Source organism: Halomonas sp. LES1, from assembly GCF_031846005.1.
Taxonomy (GTDB): Bacteria; Pseudomonadota; Gammaproteobacteria; order Pseudomonadales; family Halomonadaceae; genus Halomonas.
The window spans coordinates 286,045-302,164 of sequence record NZ_JAVRGC010000003.1 but is presented as its reverse complement, the minus strand read 5'-3'; the positions used below and the strand labels follow the sequence as shown (position 1 = coordinate 302,164).

Sequence of the window (16,120 nt, the reverse complement as noted above, 5' to 3'; positions counted from 1 at the left end):
GCGGTGCCACCCGGTCGTGCTGCGTGCTTCCAGCGCGCTGCCTTGCCGACGCCGGGGTCTGACCCCATGGGGCTGCCTCTCCAGGCCGTCATCGACAACGCCCTGGCGCAGACTGCGCCGGGGTGTTGTGTATGGGTAGCCCTCTCCGGTGGCCTGGACTCCTCCCTGTTGCTGATCCTGGCCGCCGATGCCTGTCGGCGTCATCCCCGTCCCCTTCGCGCGATTCATGTTCACCATGGCCTGCAGGCCGCCGCCGATGACTTCGAGACCCACTGTCGGGGGCTATGCGAGCGTCTCGAGGTGCCGCTTAGCGTGGCGCGGGTCGATGTCGACCTTGCCACCGGCCAGGGGCTCGAAGGCGCCGCCCGAGAGGCGCGCTACGCGGCCTTCCATCGGCATGTGGCGCCAGGCGAGAGCCTGATGCTGGCCCAGCATCGCGATGATCAGGCGGAAACGCTTCTGCTCGCCGCCCTGCGCGGGAGCGGGGTTCGCGGCCTGGCCGGCATGCCTGCCGAGCGAGACTGGCGGGGTCGGCGTCTGCTGCGCCCGTTGCTGGAGATCTCCCGAGCGCGGCTCGAGGCCGAGGCGGCACGCCGTGGTCTCGCCTGGACGGAAGATCCCAGCAACGCGGTTAGCGATCAGGATCGCAACTATCTGCGCCATGCCATCCTGCCGCGTCTCGCCGAGCGCTGGCCCCAGGCCACTCGATCGCTGGGGCGCAGCGCAGCGCTCTGTGCCGAGGCCGATGGCTTGTTGGGGGAGCTGGCGGAGCTTGATCTGGTCTCCCTGAGCGGCGATCCGGGCTGTCTGCCCCTCGATGGCCTGGCCCGGTTGTCGTCGCCGCGTCGTCGCCTGCTGGTGCGTCACTGTTGTGGGCGGTTGGGGCTGGTGCTACCGCCGGCGCGTCGCCTGGAGAGCCTGCTGGCGCAGCTGCATGCGCGCCGGGACGCCGAGACGCGAATCAACTGGCCTGGCGGCGAGGCGCGAATGTGGCGAGGCCATCTGTATCTGATGGCGCCGATGCCCCCTCTCTCGACGTTATGGCAGATGGAGTGGGATGGCACCTCGCCGCTCGTCACCCCCTACGGTCACTGTGAGGTCGCGTTGGCGGGGCCGGAGGGGGGCGGGCAGCGGTTGAGGGTCATGCCGCGCCGCGGTGGCGAGCGTTTGCGCCTGGCCGGGCGTGGACGGCGCGATCTCAAGCGGCTGCTTCAGGAGCTTGGGGTCCCGCCCTGGGTGCGCGAGCGGCTGGTGGTGATCCTGGCGGGGGAAACGCCGGTGGCGGTCCTCGTACCGGACACCGGGCGCTGGCTGGCGCTGGCCGAGGGGTGGCAGGCGGCCGCGCCCTAGTCGTGTAGCCCCACCAGGTCGTAGAGCACACCTTCGCGCAGGGCGCCATCGGTGTAGTCCATCTGCTCGAGCCCGAAGGCCTCGAAGATGGCACCAAGTATCGCCATGCCCGCCGGGAAGACTCGTGCACGATCGGGCTTCAGCCCTTCCAGCGAGACCCTGTCCAGGTGCTTGCACTCGACCAGCCGGCGGCGCAGTTCGGTCAAGCCTCCACGGGTGATCTGCCCCTCCCGGCAGTCACCACTCTTCGCCAGCACCGCGGCGGCGGCCTGGAGGGTGCCACTGGTGCCAATCGCCTGCTGCCACCCCAGTTCTCGATAGGCTGGACAGATCGCGGCCAGCTCGGAGAGGGCGGCCAGCTCGGCCCGACGCATGCGCTGCTCGGTGATCTCGCCGTCGGCGAAGAAGCGGCGAGAAAAGGTCACGCAGCCCATGCTCAGACTCTCCAGCGCCAGTGGCGCGAAGCCTTCGCCGATGATGACCTCGGTGGATCCGCCACCGATGTCGGTGACCAGTCGTCTGTTGGCTGGTCCGAGAGCCTGGTCGGCGAGGGCATGGGCGGCGCCCAGATAGATCAGACGTGCCTCCTCGCGGCCGGAGATGATCTCGACCCGGTGCCCCAGGCGGGTCCTGGCAAGCTCGATAAAGGCCCCGCTGTTGGTGGCCTCGCGCAGGGCGCTGGTACCCACGATGCGCAGGTGGCGCGGCGTGACACCCTCCAGCAGGGGGGCAAAGTGTTCCAGGCACCGCAGGCCTCTTGCCATGCTGGCGTCGTCGAGGGTGCCGCTATCGTCGAGACCCGCGGCGAGCTGCACCTTCTCGCCGAGGCGCGAGATAATCTGCAGGCGGTGGTTCCGGTAGTCGGCCACCAGCAGATGAAAGCTGTTGGAGCCCAGGTCGATGGCGGCCAGGCGGGGGGCGCTGGTGCCATCCTGGGCGAGAGGAGCCGGGTCCTGTGGCGAGTTCATGAATCTTCCTTCGACGGGTCTCGAAAAAGGGTGCTGCCAAGCCGCGGCGCTGTCAATCGCCACGAATGGCAGGGCTTGCGTTCATCGGCGGGCTTGTCTAGTATCGAGGCGTTCGCCTGTTCCAAATGCTTTCCGACCGAACCGGCGATTCGTCTCGGTCACTTCCAAGTCGTCAGACAGCCCACTGCATCAGATCGTGTTCCCGGCCTAGCGGCCCCGAACCCCTGATCAGGCGAAATGAACCTGCTTCCTCGCTCTCGCTATCGGTTCGGCAGCCCCGTGCGGTCGACCGCCCATGGCCATACGACACATCATGTCCAGAGGTAGCCTGTCCGGGCTCTGAACGCACCTACAGGGCGTCTTCTTCTCGCCTCCTGTCGCTTTTCCTCACGGCGCATGCCGCCCGGCTTACCAAGAGCAACGTCTGAACACACCGATGAATCTTACCGAACTCAAGCAAAAGCCCGTGCCGGAACTGCTGGAGATGGCCCGCGAGATGGGCATCGACAACCTGGCACGTTCTCGCAAGCAGGACATCATCTTTGCCATCCTCAAGAAGCACGCCAAGAGCGGCGAGCCGATCTATGGCGATGGCGTGCTGGAGATCCTTCAGGATGGCTTCGGCTTCCTGCGCAGCGCCGACAGCTCCTACCTGGCCGGGCCCGATGACATCTATGTCTCGCCGTCACAGATTCGCCGCTTCAACCTGCGCAAGGGCGACTCCATCTCCGGCAAGATTCGCCCGCCCAAGGAGGGAGAGCGCTACTTCGCTCTGCTCAAGGTCAGCCAGATCAACTTCGATCGGCCGGAGAACGCCAAGCACAAGATCCTGTTCGAGAACCTCACGCCGCTGTTCCCTCAGGAGCGGCTGCGCACGGAGATCGGCAACGGCTCCACCGAGGACCTCACGGCGCGGATCATCGATCTGGTGGCCCCCATCGGCAAGGGGCAGCGCGGCCTGCTGGTCTCTCCGCCCAAGGCGGGCAAGACGCTGATGCTGCAGAATATCGCCACCTCGATCACCCGCAACAACCCCGAGTGTCACCTGATCGTGCTGCTGATCGACGAGCGCCCGGAGGAGGTGACCGAGATGTCACGCACCGTGCGCGGCGAGGTGGTGGCCTCGACCTTCGATGAGCCACCGGCACGCCATGTGCAGGTCGCCGAGATGGTGATCGAGAAGGCCAAGCGCCTGGTGGAGCACAAGAAGGACGTGGTGATCCTGCTCGACTCCATCACCCGTCTGGCGCGTGCCTACAATACCGTGGTGCCGAGTTCCGGCAAGGTGCTCACCGGTGGTGTCGATGCCCACGCCCTGGAGAAGCCCAAGCGCTTCTTCGGTGCGGCGCGCAATATCGAGGAGGGCGGCAGCCTGACCATCATCGCCACCGCGCTGGTCGACACCGGCTCCAAGATGGACGAGGTGATCTTCGAGGAGTTCAAGGGCACCGGCAACATGGAGGCGCACCTCGATCGCAAGCTGGCCGAGCGTCGCGTCTATCCGGCGATCAATATCCGCCGTTCCGGCACCCGTCGCGAGGATCTGCTGGCCTCCGAGGACGAGATGCAGCGCATGTGGATCCTGCGCAAGCTGCTCAATCCCATGGAGGATACCGCGGCCACCGAGTTTCTGATCGACCGCCTCAAGGATACCAAGACCAACATCGAGTTCTTCGAGGCGATGAAGCGTCGCTGACCATCTGGCCATGGCGCGGCTAACCCGGCGACAGGCCTGCGAGGGGGCGCTGTAAACCCCTCCCTGGGCGCTACCGATGCCGTCCCTGGCATAGGACCCCCTCTTCGACCTGTCCCCGGCGCCGCTTACACTGGCAACTCATCAGACCTATTCAAGGGGCATGCTATGCTGCCCCTTTCGTCATTCTGGGATCGGGAAGTCCGAATGAAGTACAAGGATCTGCGCGAGTTTATCGCTGCCCTGGAGGCCCAGGGAGAGCTCAAGCGCATCAGCGCCGAGGTGGACCCCTACCTCGAGATCACCGAGATCTGCGACCGCACCCTGCGCGCGGGGGGGCCGGCCCTGCTGTTCGAGAACGTCAAGGGCCATGATATGCCGCTGCTGGGCAACCTCTTCGGCACGCCGCGCCGGGTGGCCCTGGGCATGGGCCAGGACTCGGTGGCCGCCCTGCGTGAGGTGGGTGAGCTGCTCGCCTTCCTCAAGGAGCCGGAGCCTCCCAAGGGCTTTCGTGATGCCTGGGACAAGCTGCCGATCTTCAAGCAGGTGATGAGCATGGGGCCCAAGAGCGTGCGCTCGGCCCCGGTGCAGGCGCTGGTCTACGAGGGAGAGGAGGTCGATCTCGACCGCCTGCCGATCCAGCACTGCTGGCCCGGTGATGCCGCACCACTGGTCACCTGGCCGCTGGTGATCACCCGGGGGCCCCACAAGAAGCGCCAGAACCTGGGCATCTATCGGCAGCAGAAGCTCGGCCGGAACCGGCTGATCATGCGCTGGCTCTCCCATCGTGGCGGGGCGCTGGACTTCCAGGAGTTCCAGCAGGCACACCCCGGCGAGCCCTTCCCGGTGGCAGTGGCGCTGGGGGCCGACCCGGCCACCATCCTGGGTGCGGTGACCCCGGTGCCCGACTCGCTCTCCGAATACGCCTTCGCCGGGTTGCTGCGCGGCTCACGCACCGAGCTGGTCAAGTGTGGCCATGTCGATCTGGAGGTGCCGGCCTCGGCGGAGATCATCCTCGAGGGCTTCATCTACCCCGATGACATGGCGCCGGAAGGCCCCTATGGCGACCATACCGGCTACTACAACGAGGTCGACAACTTCCCGGTATTCACGGTGACGCGCATGACCATGCGCGAGAATGCCATCTATCACTCCACCTATACCGGACGCCCCCCCGATGAGCCGGCGATCCTGGGCCTGGCGCTGAACGAGGTGTTCGTGCCGATCCTGCGTCGACAGTTCCCCGAGATCGTCGACTTCTATCTGCCGCCGGAGGGGTGCTCCTACCGCATGGCCGTGGTGACCATGAAGAAGCAGTATCCCGGACACGCCAAGCGGGTGATGATGGGTGTCTGGAGCTTCCTGCGCCAGTTCATGTACACCAAGTTCGTGGTGGTGCTCGATGACGACGTCGATGCCCGGGACTGGAAGGATGTGATCTGGGCCATCACCACGCGCATGGACCCGGCCCGCGATACCGTGATGGTGGAGAACACGCCCATCGACTATCTGGACTTCGCCTCGCCCGTCTCGGGCCTGGGCTCCAAGATGGGCCTGGATGCTACCAGCAAGTGGCCCGGCGAAACCGACCGCGAGTGGGGCGAGCCCATCGTCATGGACGAGGCCGTCAAGGCCCGCGTCAGCGAGCGCTGGAACGAGCTGGGCATCGAACTCCCCGACAACACGACCCCCTGACATGCGTACGAGGATTTCATGACCCCAAGGATCCTGACCTGCCCGGTCACCGAGGTCGAGGACCTCAGCCAGGACGTCTTCCGCGTCCGACTCGACGGACGCGCCGAGGCGGCCGCCCACGACCCCGGCCAATATCTGGAGCTCAAGCTCGCCGAAGAGGTCTGGGTGCCGTTCTCCATCGCCAATGCCTGGCGTGGCGACGGCGAGATCGAGCTGCATATCCAGCACTGGCCGGAGCGCGGCAACTCCGTGCGGCTGCGCGAGCTGGTCAAGGTGGCCAACCACCTGACCCTGCGCCTGCCTGGCGGTGACTGCGTGCTCGACCCCGACAGTCGGCGGCCGTTGCTGCTGATCGCCGCCGGTACCGGCTTCGCCCAGATGAAGGCGCTGGTCGAGGGGGCGCTGGCCGCCGACCCCGAGCGCGAGATCGCCCTGTGGTGGGCGGCGCGGGAGGAGCGCGATCTCTATCTGGAGAGCCTGCCCCGGGAGTGGGCCGAGTCGCATCGCCACTTCCACTTCCACCCGGTCACCGAGGTGGCCCCGGCGCTGCCCTGGTCCGGAGAGCGGGTGGTTGGGCATCACGGCCGCATCGACCAGGCGCTGGCCAATGGGCTCGAGGATGTCTCGGAGCAGGATGTCTACCTCTCCGGCTCACCGGGCATGGTCTACGCCTGCGTCGATGTGCTGGCCTCGTTGGGCCTGTCGCCCTCGCGGGTGTTCTCCGACGTGTTCGCCTATGCGCCCCGCGACCCCATCGTGCCCACCGCGGGTAGCCTGCGGCATGAGGCCGGTGCATGAGCGCCTCGCCGATCCTGATCACCGGCGGCGCTCAGCGGCTGGGTCGCCACTGCGCCGAGCAGCTGATCAACGACGGCCATCCGGTGATCATCAGCTATCGTCGCGAGCGACCCGAGCTCGAGGCGCTGCGCGAGCGAGGCATCATCACCCTGGAGGCCGACTTCGCCAGCGAGGCGGGTATTCTCGACTTCTTGGCGCGGCTCAAGCGCGAGACGGCGTCGCTGCGTGCCATCGTGCATAACGCCAGCGACTGGGCGCCCGACTCCTGTGGGGAGGAGGCGGGGGCGACCTTCGAGCGGCTGTTCCGGGTGCATATGCAGGCCCCCTATCTGATCAACCTGCACGCCCGGGGGTTGCTCGAGGCATGCAGCGAGCCCCAGCGCGATATCGTGCATATGACCGACTACGTGGTGCAGAAGGGCTCCCGGAAGCACGCCGCCTACGCCGCCAGCAAGGCGGGGCTCGATAACCTGACCCTCTCGTTCGCCGCCATGTACGCCCCCGATATTCAGGTCAACGCCATCGCCCCGGCGCTGATCATGCTGGGTGAGGATGACGACGAGGCCTATGCCGAGAAGGCGCGCGCCAAGTCGGTGATGCAGAAGGTGCCCGGCCCCGGGGTCATCTACCAGACCCTGCGCTACCTGCTCGACAACCGCTATGTCACCGGCGCTACCCTGCCGGTGGATGGCGGTCGCCATCTGCGCTGAGCCTGCAAAAAGATCAGCAGAGTGCGACCATCGGCGCCGTGCCGGGGGACGTCATCTTCGCTAGAATAGTGCCTTACCCTGATCCAATATCCTGACGCAATCGAAGGAGCGACACATGGCGGGACATGACGAGAATTTCAGCGACAACAGCGGCCTGCTGTCCATCATCATGGGCCTGATCGTGCTGGTGGCCATGAGCTGCCTGCCGGCCACCATCGGCTGGTACCAGCTGTTCGCCGGCTGAACCATTCGGCCTTTAGCGTGATGGGCCTTGTCAGCCCTGCCGCGATGCGGCACGATAAAGCGACTGCACAGGAGAGACCCATGACCGCATCCGCCACCCACTGCATTCACCATCACGCCGCCAGCGAGCGTGTGGGAACGCTGTGCGCGGCTACGGGCGGTTACTGGTATGGCTATTTTATGACCGGTGTGCCGGCGGCCATGTCCTGAACGCGCAAGAGACGACATCGCCGGAGGCACACCCCCCAGGGCCGCCTCCACCAGAACCCCCGGACGGCAGCCCCGCCCGGGGGTTCTGCGTTCCAGGCCACCCGACACCATCACGGCCACGTCGCCCGACAGCACAGTAGACATCGAGGAGAGAACCATGACCGCATCCATCGCCATCCGCCAGACCCTCTGCTGCGTGGGCTATTACGGCTACTGGCGATTTAGCGAGCTGCGGTCGGCTCACTCCGCCACATCCGACCGTAGCGAGATCGGTGGCATCCGACAAACACGATGTATGACCGCTACCCGGAGTTGATGACGCCATGAATGCGACCCTTGCCGCCGCCCCCCTGAACGATTCCCTGCGCCCCGCCGTCCATCCCGCTCGAGTGTTGCCCACGCCCGGCGATCTGTGCCGTGAGCTACCGCTCGCCGCTGGTCTGAAGCGCCGCGTCGAGAGCCAGCGCCAGGCCGTGCACAATATTCTTGCCGGCCACGATGATCGCCTGCTGGTGGTGGTCGGCCCCTGCTCCATCCACGACCCCCGGGCAGCCCTGGAGTATGCCCAGCGGCTGGCAGAGCTATCGGCACGAGTGGAAGACCGCCTGCTGCTTGTGATGCGGGTCTATGTCGAGAAGCCGCGCACTACCGTGGGATGGAAGGGGCTGGCCTATGACCCCGGCCTCGACGGCACGGGGGACATGGCTCGCGGCCTCGAGGTCTCGCGCCGGCTGATGCTCGATGTGACGGCACTGGGCCTGCCGGTGGCCACCGAACTTCTGCAGCCGATGCTGGCGCCCTATCTGGAGGATCTGCTCTCCTGGGTGGCGATCGGCGCCCGTACCACCGAGTCCCAGCTGCACCGTGAGCTTGCCAGTGGTCTCGCGGCGGCGGTGGGCTTCAAGAATGCCACCGGCGGTGATATCGGCGTGGCCCTAGATGCCATGCGTGCCGCGGCTCATCCCCATAGTCATTTCGGCATGGATAGCGAGGGGCGGCCGGTGATCCGCGATACCGCGGGCAATCCTTACACCCAGCTGGTGCTGCGCGGCGGTCACGGCGAGCCCAACTACCAGGCGCACCATGTTCAGGCGGCTCGTCGCGCCCTGGAAGAGGGTGGCCTCTCCCCGCGGCTGATGGTGGACTGCAGCCACGCCAACGCCCGCAAGGATCATCGCCGCCAGAGCGAGGTGCTGCTCGACGTGCTGGCACAGCGCCAGGCCGGCGAGACGGCGATCACCGGAGTGATGCTGGAGAGCCATCTTCACGAGGGCAAGCAGGCGCTGGAGCCGGGGCGCTTGCGCCACGGGGTGTCGGTCACCGACGCCTGCATCGGCTGGGAGACCACCGAGCATCTGCTGCTCTCCGTCGCCGAGCGCTTGAGGTAGCACACGAGGGTGATCCGGCGACAGGCCCCGGGGTGCCGGACCATCGAGGGGGCGCTGTAAACCCATCCCTGGGCGCTACCGATGCCCTGCTTCGCTCTCGCGTCCTGCTCCGCTTGCAGGACCTGTGCTGACCATCCATGGCCAGCCCGTTCGAAGCAGTGCTTCTCACCCCTGGCATAGGACCCCCTCTTCGGCCTGTCCCCCGGCGCCTCTCACCTGTAGTGGCACTGCGTGGTGGTACATCGTCCGCACTGTACCCTGGGTGGCGATGCCGGGATAATGCGCCCGATTCCCGACTCGTTACCCAGGAGAGCGCCATGTCGTTTCACTTCGAGGAGCACGACCCCGAAACCTACCGCCGCAAGGGTCGCCTGATCAGCCTGGCCATGGCGGCCCAGCTGGTGGTCTTCGGACTGCTGTTTTCCCAGTTGCTGCAGGCCGCCTTCGACGGCGGCTTCTGGCTCAATGTGCTGGGGGTGGTGCTGGGCCTGATATCGACCAGCCTGGTATTTGCCGTGGTGCGTGAGCGCCCCTGGATGGCGGAAGTGCGCTATGCGTGGCAGCTCAAGCATCACCTCGCGCGGGTCAGCGGCTACCTGCCGGGGCTGCGGCGTGCCTCCGAGGAGGGCAATGATACCGCCCTGGACCTGCTCGCGTTCTACCACCAGGGCATGCTGCAGCTCGCCGACCTCAACGGTCGCACCCTGGATGATGATGGCGAAGCCGTTGCCGAGCGCCTGAGGGTGCGTCAGGCCCGGGAGGAGCGGGGCCTGCCCGAGCGTGTCGAGGGGTTCGACCCCCACGACCTCGCGGCCTTCCGCAAGGGATAGCTCGAGCGTGGCCGCCTGACAGGCGGCCAGGGTGTCGCCTCCCTTCCGGTGGTTCATCGTACTGTCACCTCTCTCGCCTAGCCTGACCTCGTTAGCTGGAAGCGTCTGACGCTTCCCCCACCCGACGAGGAGAGCAGCATGAGCAAGGAAATTGAGGATCACCGTGTCCTGAATCCCGGCACCAACGAGCCCTTCGCCTCCGTTCTCGAGCGTCATGTCTCGCGGCGCAGCGTGATGCGTGGCGGCCTGGGGCTGGCGGCCGCCTCGATGCTGGGTTTCGGTGGGACCGCTCGGGTGCTGGCTTCGAGTGTCGACCAGAAGACGCCACTGGCCCTGGCCTTCGAATCGGTACGCGGCTCGCGTACCGACGCCGTGGTGGTGCCGCCGGGCTATACCGCCCAGGTGCTGGTGCCCTGGGGCACATCGCTCGCCGAAGAGACCCAGGGGTGGCATGACGGGCTGCCCATGACCGCGGAGCGTCAGGCCACCAGCGTGGGTATGCACCATGATGGCATGCATGGCTTTGCGCTGGATGAGTCGACGGCCTCCCGGCGCTTCGTGCTGGCGCTGAATAACGAGTATATCGACCAGCAGGCGCTGTGGGCGCCTGAGGGAGGCCCCACCAATGCCGAGGAGGGTGTCCGCCCCGCCGAGGAGTCGCGCACCGAGATCAATGCCCACGGGGTGACACTGGTGGAGGTGGAGGCGTCCGCCGATGGCCACTGGCGCCATGTGCCAGGCTCCCCCTATAACCGTCGGCTTACCAGTGCTTCCGTGATGGATGTCGCCGGACCGGTCGCCGGCAGCGACTATGTGCGCACGCGCTTCTCGCCGGAGGGCAGTCTTGCCCGCGGCACCAACAACAATTGCGGCAACGGCTTCACTCCCTGGGGCACCTACCTGGCCTGCGAGGAGAACTGGCCGAATATCTTCGTCAATACCGGCGAGCGCTTTCGGGACGATGCTCGCATCGGGGTCCCCACCCGGCGTTCCCGCTATGGCTGGGAGACCTCGGCCGGTGACCCCACCGAGCGGAACGACGAGTTCGCCCGCTTCGATATCACCCCGCGGGGCGCCGGTGCCCGCGAGGACTATCGCAACGAGGCGCGCACCTTCGGTTACCAGGTGGAAGTCGATCCCTACGACGGCTCTCGCCGAGCCGTGAAGCGCACCGCGCTGGGGCGCTTTCGTCACGAGGGCTGCTGGCTCGGCAAGCTTGAGCCGGGCAGGCCGGTGGTCTTCTACTCCGGGCACGACGCCCGCAACGAGTATATCTACAAGTTCGTCTCCGCCGCCGCCTGGGAGCCGGCCGATGCCAACCGCCCCGGGGAGGCCTACGACCGGCTGGCCATCGGGGCCAAGTATCTGGATCACGGCGTGCTGTATGCCGCGCGCTTCGATGCCGACGGTCGAGGGGAGTGGTTGCCACTGACCCCGGAGGCGAAGACCGTTGACGGTCGCCGCCTCCACCAGGCCCTGGGGCTGGCCGCCGACGATCTGGCAGGCATCATCATCAATACCTGCGACGCCGCCGATCTGATGGGGGCCACGCCCATGGATCGTCCCGAGTGGGCCAGCGTGGATCCCGCCTCCGGCGAGGTCTATATCACTCTGACCAACAACAGCCAGCGCACCGGGGAGGGGAGCGAGGCGACCTTCACCAATGGCGGCGGTGCCGTCGAGGAGCCCGGTGCGGGGTTTGCCACCGCCCCGACCAACCCCGCCAACCCGCGACCCGACAACGGTGCGGGACATATCATCCGTTGGCGGGAGGGCGATGGAGTGACTCGTTTCGCATGGGAAGTGTTCGTCTTCGGGGCGGCAGCCGCCGATAGCGACAATCCCTCAGGGCTGACCGAGATGAATCAGTTCGCCAGCCCCGATGGCCTCTGGTACGACGACCGTGGTGATGGGCAGGGGATCCTGTGGATCCAGACCGATAACGGCTACGCGGGGGTCGCCGAGCACACCAATGATCAGCTGCTGGCGGTGGTGCCGGGGGCCCTGGGGGCGGGCGGCGAGCAGGCCGTGGTGACTGCCGATAACCAGCAGCACCTCAAGCGCTTCGCGGTGGGGCCCAATGGCTGTGAGGTCACCGGGATCTTCGCCACCCCGGACAGGACGGCGCTGTTTATCAATATCCAGCACCCGGGCAACTGGCCGGCCTCGGAGGATGCCACCGAGGAGGCCCGGGGCAGTGTGCGGCCCCGGGCGTCTACCGTGGTGATTCAGAGGCAGGATGGCGGCCAGATCGCGGTGTAGCGCGAGTCGGCAGGTCATCGGCGTCGGCCGGGGGCGCCTGTTGCCTGGAGGCCGACGCCTGACGCCGCTACTGCTCGGCGAGCAGTCGTGCGGCCCGCTTGGCGAAGTAGGTCAGCACGCCGTCGGCGCCGGCGCGCTTGAAGCACAGCAGGGATTCGAGGATCACGCTGTCGGCATCCAGCCAGCCGTTCTCGAAGGCCGCCATATGCATGGCGTACTCACCGCTGACCTGATAGGCATAGGTGGGTACCTTCAGCTCATCCTTCACCCGGCGCACCACGTCGAGGTAGGGCATGCCGGGCTTGATCATCACCATGTCGGCACCCTCGCTCAGGTCCATGGCCACCTCATGCAGCGCCTCGTCGCCGTTGGCCGGGTCCATCTGGTAGGTGCTCTTGTCGGCCTTGCCCAGGTTGGCGGCGGAGCCCACCGCGTCGCGGAAGGGGCCGTAATAGCGCGAGGCATACTTGGCGCTGTAGGCCATGATGCGGGTATTGACCCGCTGTTCCTGCTCGAGCACCTGACGAATCTCGCCGATGCGGCCATCCATCATGTCCGAGGGTGCCACCACGTCGGCACCGGCCTCGGCGTGGGAGAGCGCCTGCCTGAGCAGCGTCTCCACGGTGCGGTCATTCTGCACATAGCCCTGCTCGTCGAGGATGCCGTCCTGGCCGTGGCTGGTGTAGGGGTCCAGGGCCACATCGGTGATGATGCCCAGCTCCGGGAGGGCCTCCTTGAGGGCCCGCACGCTGCGTTGCACCAGGCCATCGGGGCTGTAGGAGGCCTCGGCCAGTTCGCTCTTCAGCGAGGCATCCACGACCGGGAACAGGGCCAGGGCGGGAATGCCCAGCTCGAGTGCTTCCCGGGCCTCCTCGATCAGCAGGTCCACCGAGAGTCGCTCGACCCCCGGCATGGAGGGCACCGGTTCGCGCTGGCCCTCGCCCTCCAGGACGAAGACCGGCCAGATCAGGTCGGCCGGCGTCAGCACGTTCTCGCTCATCAGGCGGCGCGAGAAGGCATCGCGGCGCATGCGGCGCATGCGAGTGGCGGGAAAGTGGCGTGGGGTCGTGAAGCTCAAGATCGTCTCTCCGGCTCTGGCGCCACCGACGGAAGTCCGGCGCTCTTTGATGACTTGGATGGGAATGGACGGCCCATGAGTATATCAGTGTGGCCTGGTGCCGAAAGGCTCGCCTTGTCGCACCCGGGGGATGGCTCTAGAGTGTCATATTCGATTATTGGTCCTGTCGCTCGTTGGCAGGCGACTTCTGCAAGGAGATAGGCATGAGCAAACAGGTGGCGGTGATCCTCTCGGGCTGTGGTGTCCATGATGGCGCCGAGATCTACGAGACCACCCTGACACTGCTGCGGCTCGACCAGCTGGGTCTCGGCTATCGCTGTTTTGCCCCGGATATTCCCCAGCATCACGTCATCGATCATCGAAGCGGTGAGGAGGTGGAAGGGGAGACGCGCAGTGTGCTCAGTGAGTCGGCTCGCCTGGCGCGGGGTGATATCCAGGCACTGGACGAACTGGACGCCGACGAGTTCGATGCGGTGATTCTGCCCGGTGGTTTCGGTGCCGCCAAGAACCTCTCCAGCTTCGCCGTGGATGGCGCCGAGATGCGGGTACTCGACGAGCTCAAGGAGACGCTGCAGGGCTTCCATGAGGCGCGCAAGCCCATCGGGCTGATGTGCATCAGCCCGGTGATGGTGCCCAAGCTGCTCGGTACAGGCATCGCCGTCACCATCGGTCAGGACCCCGGGGTGTCGGGTGCCATCAGCGCCATGGGGGGCCTGCACCGCAGCTGCGGCGTCGAGGATATCGTGGTCGACTTCGAGCACCGGGTGGTCACCACACCGGCCTACATGCTCGCCACCCGCATCAGCGAGGCCACCACCGGCATCTTCAAGCTGGTCGACCGGGTCGATGAGCTGATGGATCTCTGACCCGGCGTGCCGGGAGCCGTAAGCTTGTAGAGCGGCGCTTCGCGCCTGGAAGCTGGAAGAAAAGTCGCCCCCATGGCGTTGCCATGGGGGCGATCTGTTCCAGGCTGCGAACCAGCTTCCAGCTTACGAGTCGTCCTCCAGCTCGCGGCGCTCCTTCTTGCGTCGGGCCAGGCGGCCGAACAGCAGCCCCACCTCGTAGAGCAGATACATGGGGATCGCCAGCAGACTCTGGGAGATCACATCCGGCGGGGTGAGCAGCATGCCGACCACGAAGCAGCCAAGCACCATGTAGGGACGCTTCCTGGACAGGCTCTCCACCGTGGTGGCACCCGAGGCGATCAGCAGGAAGGTGGCGATGGGAATCTCGAAGGCCATGCCGAAGGCGAAGAACAGCTTCAGAACGAAGTTGAGGTAGGCGTTGATATCGGTCATCACCGTCACGTTCTCCGGCCCGGTCTGGGTGAAGAACTCGAACAGCAGCGGGAAGACCGCGTAATAGGCGAAGGCCGCACCGGCGTAGAACAGCAGCACGCTGGAGGCCAGGATCGGGATGGCCAGGGCCTTCTCGTTGTCGTAGAGGCCCGGGGCCACGAAGGCCCATGCCTGATGCAGGACATAGGGCACGGCGATAAACACGGCCGCCACCAGGGTCAGCTTGAAGGGGGCCAGGAAGGGCGATGCGACTTCGGTCGCGATCATCTGTGACCCTTCCGGCAGCAGCGCCATCAGCGGCTGGGCCACGAAGAGATAGATGTCGTTGGCGAAGGCGTAGAGGCCGAGGAAGATCACCAGCACCGCCACCACCGCGCGCAACAGACGCGAGCGCAGCTCGATCAGGTGCTCGATCAGCGGGGCCTGGTGCTGTTCCGGGCCGTCACCGGGGTTGCTCATCGTTGTGGGGCGTCCTTGTCGACGGAGGAGGGCTGGGGGGCGGCGTCAGCGTCGGCGGCACCCTCACGAGCGCGTGCCAGGGCATCATCCAGGCGCTGCTCCGGGGATGCTGCGGGCCCCTGTCGAGGGGGCTTCTCGGCATCGTGGGTCCCACCCTCGGGCTTGGCGAGGCCCTCGACGCCGTGTTTCACCCGGGAGACGCTGTCGTCCAGCTTCTTCTGCTGCTCGTCGAGCTTCTGGCGCAGCTCCTCTGCCTCCAGCTGGGCGCTGATCTCGCGCTGCATGCCGGAAACGGTTCGCTTGATCTTGCCGATCCACAGGCCCAGGGTGCGCGCCGCCTTGGGCAGCCGCTCCGGTCCCAGCACCAGCAGGCCTACCACGCCGAGCAGCAGGAGTTCGAGAAAGCCGATATCGAACATGGCAGTTTATTTGCGCTCTTCTTGTTCCTCGGGCTTTCGCTCGGCCTGAACATCGTAGGTGTTGGGTTCTTCCTTGTGGTCGACGCGGGCCTGCGCTTCGCTCTCGGCGCCATTCTTCTCGTCCTGCTCGCCCTTCTCATCCTCGCTCATCGCCTTCTTGAAGCCCTTCACGGCGCCACCCAGGTCGGTGCCGACGTTGCGCAGCTTCTTGGTGCCGAAGATCAGGATGATGATGCCGAGTACGATTAGCAGCTGCCAGATACTGATGCCACCTAACATTAGTGCTTCCTCTTGTTGGGGGTTCCGGCTCACCCGGAACGGCCAGTGATGTCGTGTTCAGCGGGTTATGGCTTGCGTGCGGCCTTCTCGTCGTGGCCCGAGATGCCGAAGCGACGCGCCAGTTCGTCGAGTAGTGCACCATGCTCGAGCCCGAGATGCGACAGCATCACCAGGCTATGAAACCACAGGTCGGCCGTTTCGGCGATCAATGCCTGACGTTCGGCATCACCGCCGGCCTCGGCGTCCTTCGCCGCGAGCAGGGTCTCGGTAGCCTCTTCGCCGACCTTCTCGAGTATCTTGTTCAAGCCCTTGTGATGCAAGGCAGCGACGTAGGAGTCTGCCGGATTGGCCTCGCGGCGTTGATCCAGGACATCCTGAAGCCGCTCAAGAATATCGCTCATCGATGACGTCTCCATGAAAAAAGGGCGAGCGTGAAACGG

The 16,120-nt window shown here is 66.1% G+C and carries 16 protein-coding genes and 1 pseudogene; 11 read left to right on the top strand and 6 right to left on the bottom strand.

The features are described 5' to 3' along the window. Nucleotides 1-66 precede the first annotated feature (66 nt). The gene (gene tilS, locus RM463_RS08700; RefSeq protein ID WP_311429778.1) at nt 67-1,350 is read left to right on the top strand and encodes a tRNA lysidine(34) synthetase TilS; all 1,284 of its coding nucleotides are present in this window, start codon (nt 67-69) and stop codon (nt 1,348-1,350) included. An 8-nt stretch (nt 1,351-1,358) separates the two neighbouring features. Here the strand turns inward: tilS and ppx are convergent. Further along, nucleotides 1,359-2,318 (bottom strand): annotated as a pseudogene (gene ppx / locus RM463_RS08695) (exopolyphosphatase); the annotation flags it as partial. A 436-nt stretch (nt 2,319-2,754) separates the two neighbouring features. On the opposite strand from ppx, the gene rho reads away from it, so the two are divergent. The 9 genes from rho (at nt 2,755) to RM463_RS08650 (ending at nt 12,147) form a co-directional block, all read left to right on the top strand. Further along, nucleotides 2,755-4,014, top strand: a complete 1,260-nt coding sequence (rho, locus tag RM463_RS08690; protein WP_132042821.1) for a transcription termination factor Rho — start codon at nt 2,755-2,757, stop codon at nt 4,012-4,014. A 204-nt stretch (nt 4,015-4,218) separates the two neighbouring features. Next, nucleotides 4,219-5,706 carry a 4-hydroxy-3-polyprenylbenzoate decarboxylase gene (gene ubiD, locus RM463_RS08685; RefSeq protein ID WP_311429777.1) on the top strand — a complete coding sequence of 496 codons (1,488 nt, stop codon included), beginning with the start codon at nt 4,219-4,221 and terminating at the stop codon, nt 5,704-5,706. Nucleotides 5,707-5,724: 18 nt separating this feature from the next. Further along, on the top strand, nt 5,725-6,504 hold the full coding sequence (locus RM463_RS08680; RefSeq protein ID WP_311429776.1) for an NAD(P)H-flavin reductase: 780 nt from the start codon (nt 5,725-5,727) through the stop codon (nt 6,502-6,504). Beyond that, on the top strand, nt 6,501-7,214 hold the full coding sequence (folM, locus tag RM463_RS08675; protein WP_311429775.1) for a dihydromonapterin reductase: 714 nt from the start codon (nt 6,501-6,503) through the stop codon (nt 7,212-7,214). The genes RM463_RS08680 and folM overlap by 4 nt, the downstream gene beginning before the upstream one ends. A gap of 115 nt (nt 7,215-7,329) precedes the next feature. Then, a complete protein-coding gene (locus RM463_RS08670) occupies nt 7,330-7,458 on the top strand; it encodes a hypothetical protein (protein WP_267491292.1) in 129 nt (42 codons plus the stop codon). 80 nt (nt 7,459-7,538) lie between these two features. Further along, nucleotides 7,539-7,667 carry a hypothetical protein gene (locus RM463_RS08665; protein WP_311429774.1) on the top strand — a complete coding sequence of 43 codons (129 nt, stop codon included), beginning with the start codon at nt 7,539-7,541 and terminating at the stop codon, nt 7,665-7,667. Between the two features lie 323 nt (nt 7,668-7,990). Then, nucleotides 7,991-9,055 carry a 3-deoxy-7-phosphoheptulonate synthase gene (locus RM463_RS08660; RefSeq protein WP_311429773.1) on the top strand — a complete coding sequence of 355 codons (1,065 nt, stop codon included), beginning with the start codon at nt 7,991-7,993 and terminating at the stop codon, nt 9,053-9,055. 317 nt (nt 9,056-9,372) lie between these two features. Then, nucleotides 9,373-9,885: a DUF3087 family protein gene (locus tag RM463_RS08655; protein ID WP_195688745.1), complete on the top strand. Its 513-nt coding sequence runs from the start codon at nt 9,373-9,375 to the stop codon at nt 9,883-9,885. Between the two features lie 138 nt (nt 9,886-10,023). After that, complete coding sequence (locus RM463_RS08650) at nt 10,024-12,147, top strand: PhoX family phosphatase (RefSeq protein WP_311429772.1); 2,124 nt, start codon at nt 10,024-10,026, stop codon at nt 12,145-12,147. Between the two features lie 67 nt (nt 12,148-12,214). Here RM463_RS08650 and hemB read toward each other — a convergent pair whose 3' ends face one another. Continuing rightward, entirely contained in the window at nt 12,215-13,225 is a 1,011-nt protein-coding gene (gene hemB / locus RM463_RS08645) for a porphobilinogen synthase (protein ID WP_195688747.1), read from the bottom strand. Between the two features lie 203 nt (nt 13,226-13,428). Here hemB and elbB point away from each other — a divergent pair, with 203 nt between their 5' ends. Continuing rightward, entirely contained in the window at nt 13,429-14,091 is a 663-nt protein-coding gene (gene elbB / locus RM463_RS08640) for an isoprenoid biosynthesis glyoxalase ElbB (protein ID WP_311429771.1), read from the top strand. A gap of 123 nt (nt 14,092-14,214) precedes the next feature. On the opposite strand, the gene tatC is transcribed toward elbB, so the two are convergent. The 4 genes from tatC to RM463_RS08620 all read right to left on the bottom strand — a co-directional run bounded on the left by tatC (nt 14,215) and on the right by RM463_RS08620 (nt 16,081). Continuing rightward, nucleotides 14,215-14,982, bottom strand: coding sequence for a twin-arginine translocase subunit TatC (gene tatC, locus RM463_RS08635; protein ID WP_195688749.1), 768 nt, complete (start codon nt 14,980-14,982; stop codon nt 14,215-14,217). Then, nucleotides 14,979-15,401 carry a Sec-independent protein translocase protein TatB gene (gene tatB / locus RM463_RS08630; RefSeq protein ID WP_311429770.1) on the bottom strand — a complete coding sequence of 141 codons (423 nt, stop codon included), beginning with the start codon at nt 15,399-15,401 and terminating at the stop codon, nt 14,979-14,981. Before tatB ends, tatC begins: the two co-directional genes overlap by 4 nt. 6 nt (nt 15,402-15,407) lie before the next feature. Beyond that, nucleotides 15,408-15,680 (bottom strand): Sec-independent protein translocase subunit TatA, encoded by a 273-nt coding sequence (gene tatA, locus RM463_RS08625; protein ID WP_195688751.1) that lies wholly within the window; start codon nt 15,678-15,680, stop codon nt 15,408-15,410. Between the two features lie 65 nt (nt 15,681-15,745). Beyond that, complete coding sequence (locus tag RM463_RS08620) at nt 15,746-16,081, bottom strand: phosphoribosyl-ATP diphosphatase (protein WP_311429769.1); 336 nt, start codon at nt 16,079-16,081, stop codon at nt 15,746-15,748. Nucleotides 16,082-16,120 lie beyond the last annotated feature (39 nt).

Bases quoted from the DNA above. Each gene is read 5' to 3' on its own strand.
- RM463_RS08620 (WP_311429769.1), bottom strand. From the start codon at position 16,081: ATGAGCGATATTCTTGAGCGGCTTCAGGATGTCCTGGATCAACGCCGC.
- RM463_RS08655 (WP_195688745.1), top strand. From the start codon at position 9,373: ATGTCGTTTCACTTCGAGGAGCACGACCCCGAAACCTACCGCCGCAAG.
- tatB (WP_311429770.1), bottom strand. From the start codon at position 15,401: ATGTTCGATATCGGCTTTCTCGAACTCCTGCTGCTCGGCGTGGTAGGC.
- ubiD (WP_311429777.1), top strand. From the start codon at position 4,219: ATGAAGTACAAGGATCTGCGCGAGTTTATCGCTGCCCTGGAGGCCCAG.
- RM463_RS08650 (WP_311429772.1), top strand. From the start codon at position 10,024: ATGAGCAAGGAAATTGAGGATCACCGTGTCCTGAATCCCGGCACCAAC.
- RM463_RS08665 (WP_311429774.1), top strand. From the start codon at position 7,539: ATGACCGCATCCGCCACCCACTGCATTCACCATCACGCCGCCAGCGAG.
- tilS (WP_311429778.1), top strand. From the start codon at position 67: ATGGGGCTGCCTCTCCAGGCCGTCATCGACAACGCCCTGGCGCAGACT.
- RM463_RS08670 (WP_267491292.1), top strand. From the start codon at position 7,330: ATGGCGGGACATGACGAGAATTTCAGCGACAACAGCGGCCTGCTGTCC.
- RM463_RS08660 (WP_311429773.1), top strand. From the start codon at position 7,991: ATGAATGCGACCCTTGCCGCCGCCCCCCTGAACGATTCCCTGCGCCCC.
- folM (WP_311429775.1), top strand. From the start codon at position 6,501: ATGAGCGCCTCGCCGATCCTGATCACCGGCGGCGCTCAGCGGCTGGGT.
- tatC (WP_195688749.1), bottom strand. From the start codon at position 14,982: ATGAGCAACCCCGGTGACGGCCCGGAACAGCACCAGGCCCCGCTGATC.
- elbB (WP_311429771.1), top strand. From the start codon at position 13,429: ATGAGCAAACAGGTGGCGGTGATCCTCTCGGGCTGTGGTGTCCATGAT.
- rho (WP_132042821.1), top strand. From the start codon at position 2,755: ATGAATCTTACCGAACTCAAGCAAAAGCCCGTGCCGGAACTGCTGGAG.
- tatA (WP_195688751.1), bottom strand. From the start codon at position 15,680: ATGTTAGGTGGCATCAGTATCTGGCAGCTGCTAATCGTACTCGGCATC.
- RM463_RS08680 (WP_311429776.1), top strand. From the start codon at position 5,725: ATGACCCCAAGGATCCTGACCTGCCCGGTCACCGAGGTCGAGGACCTC.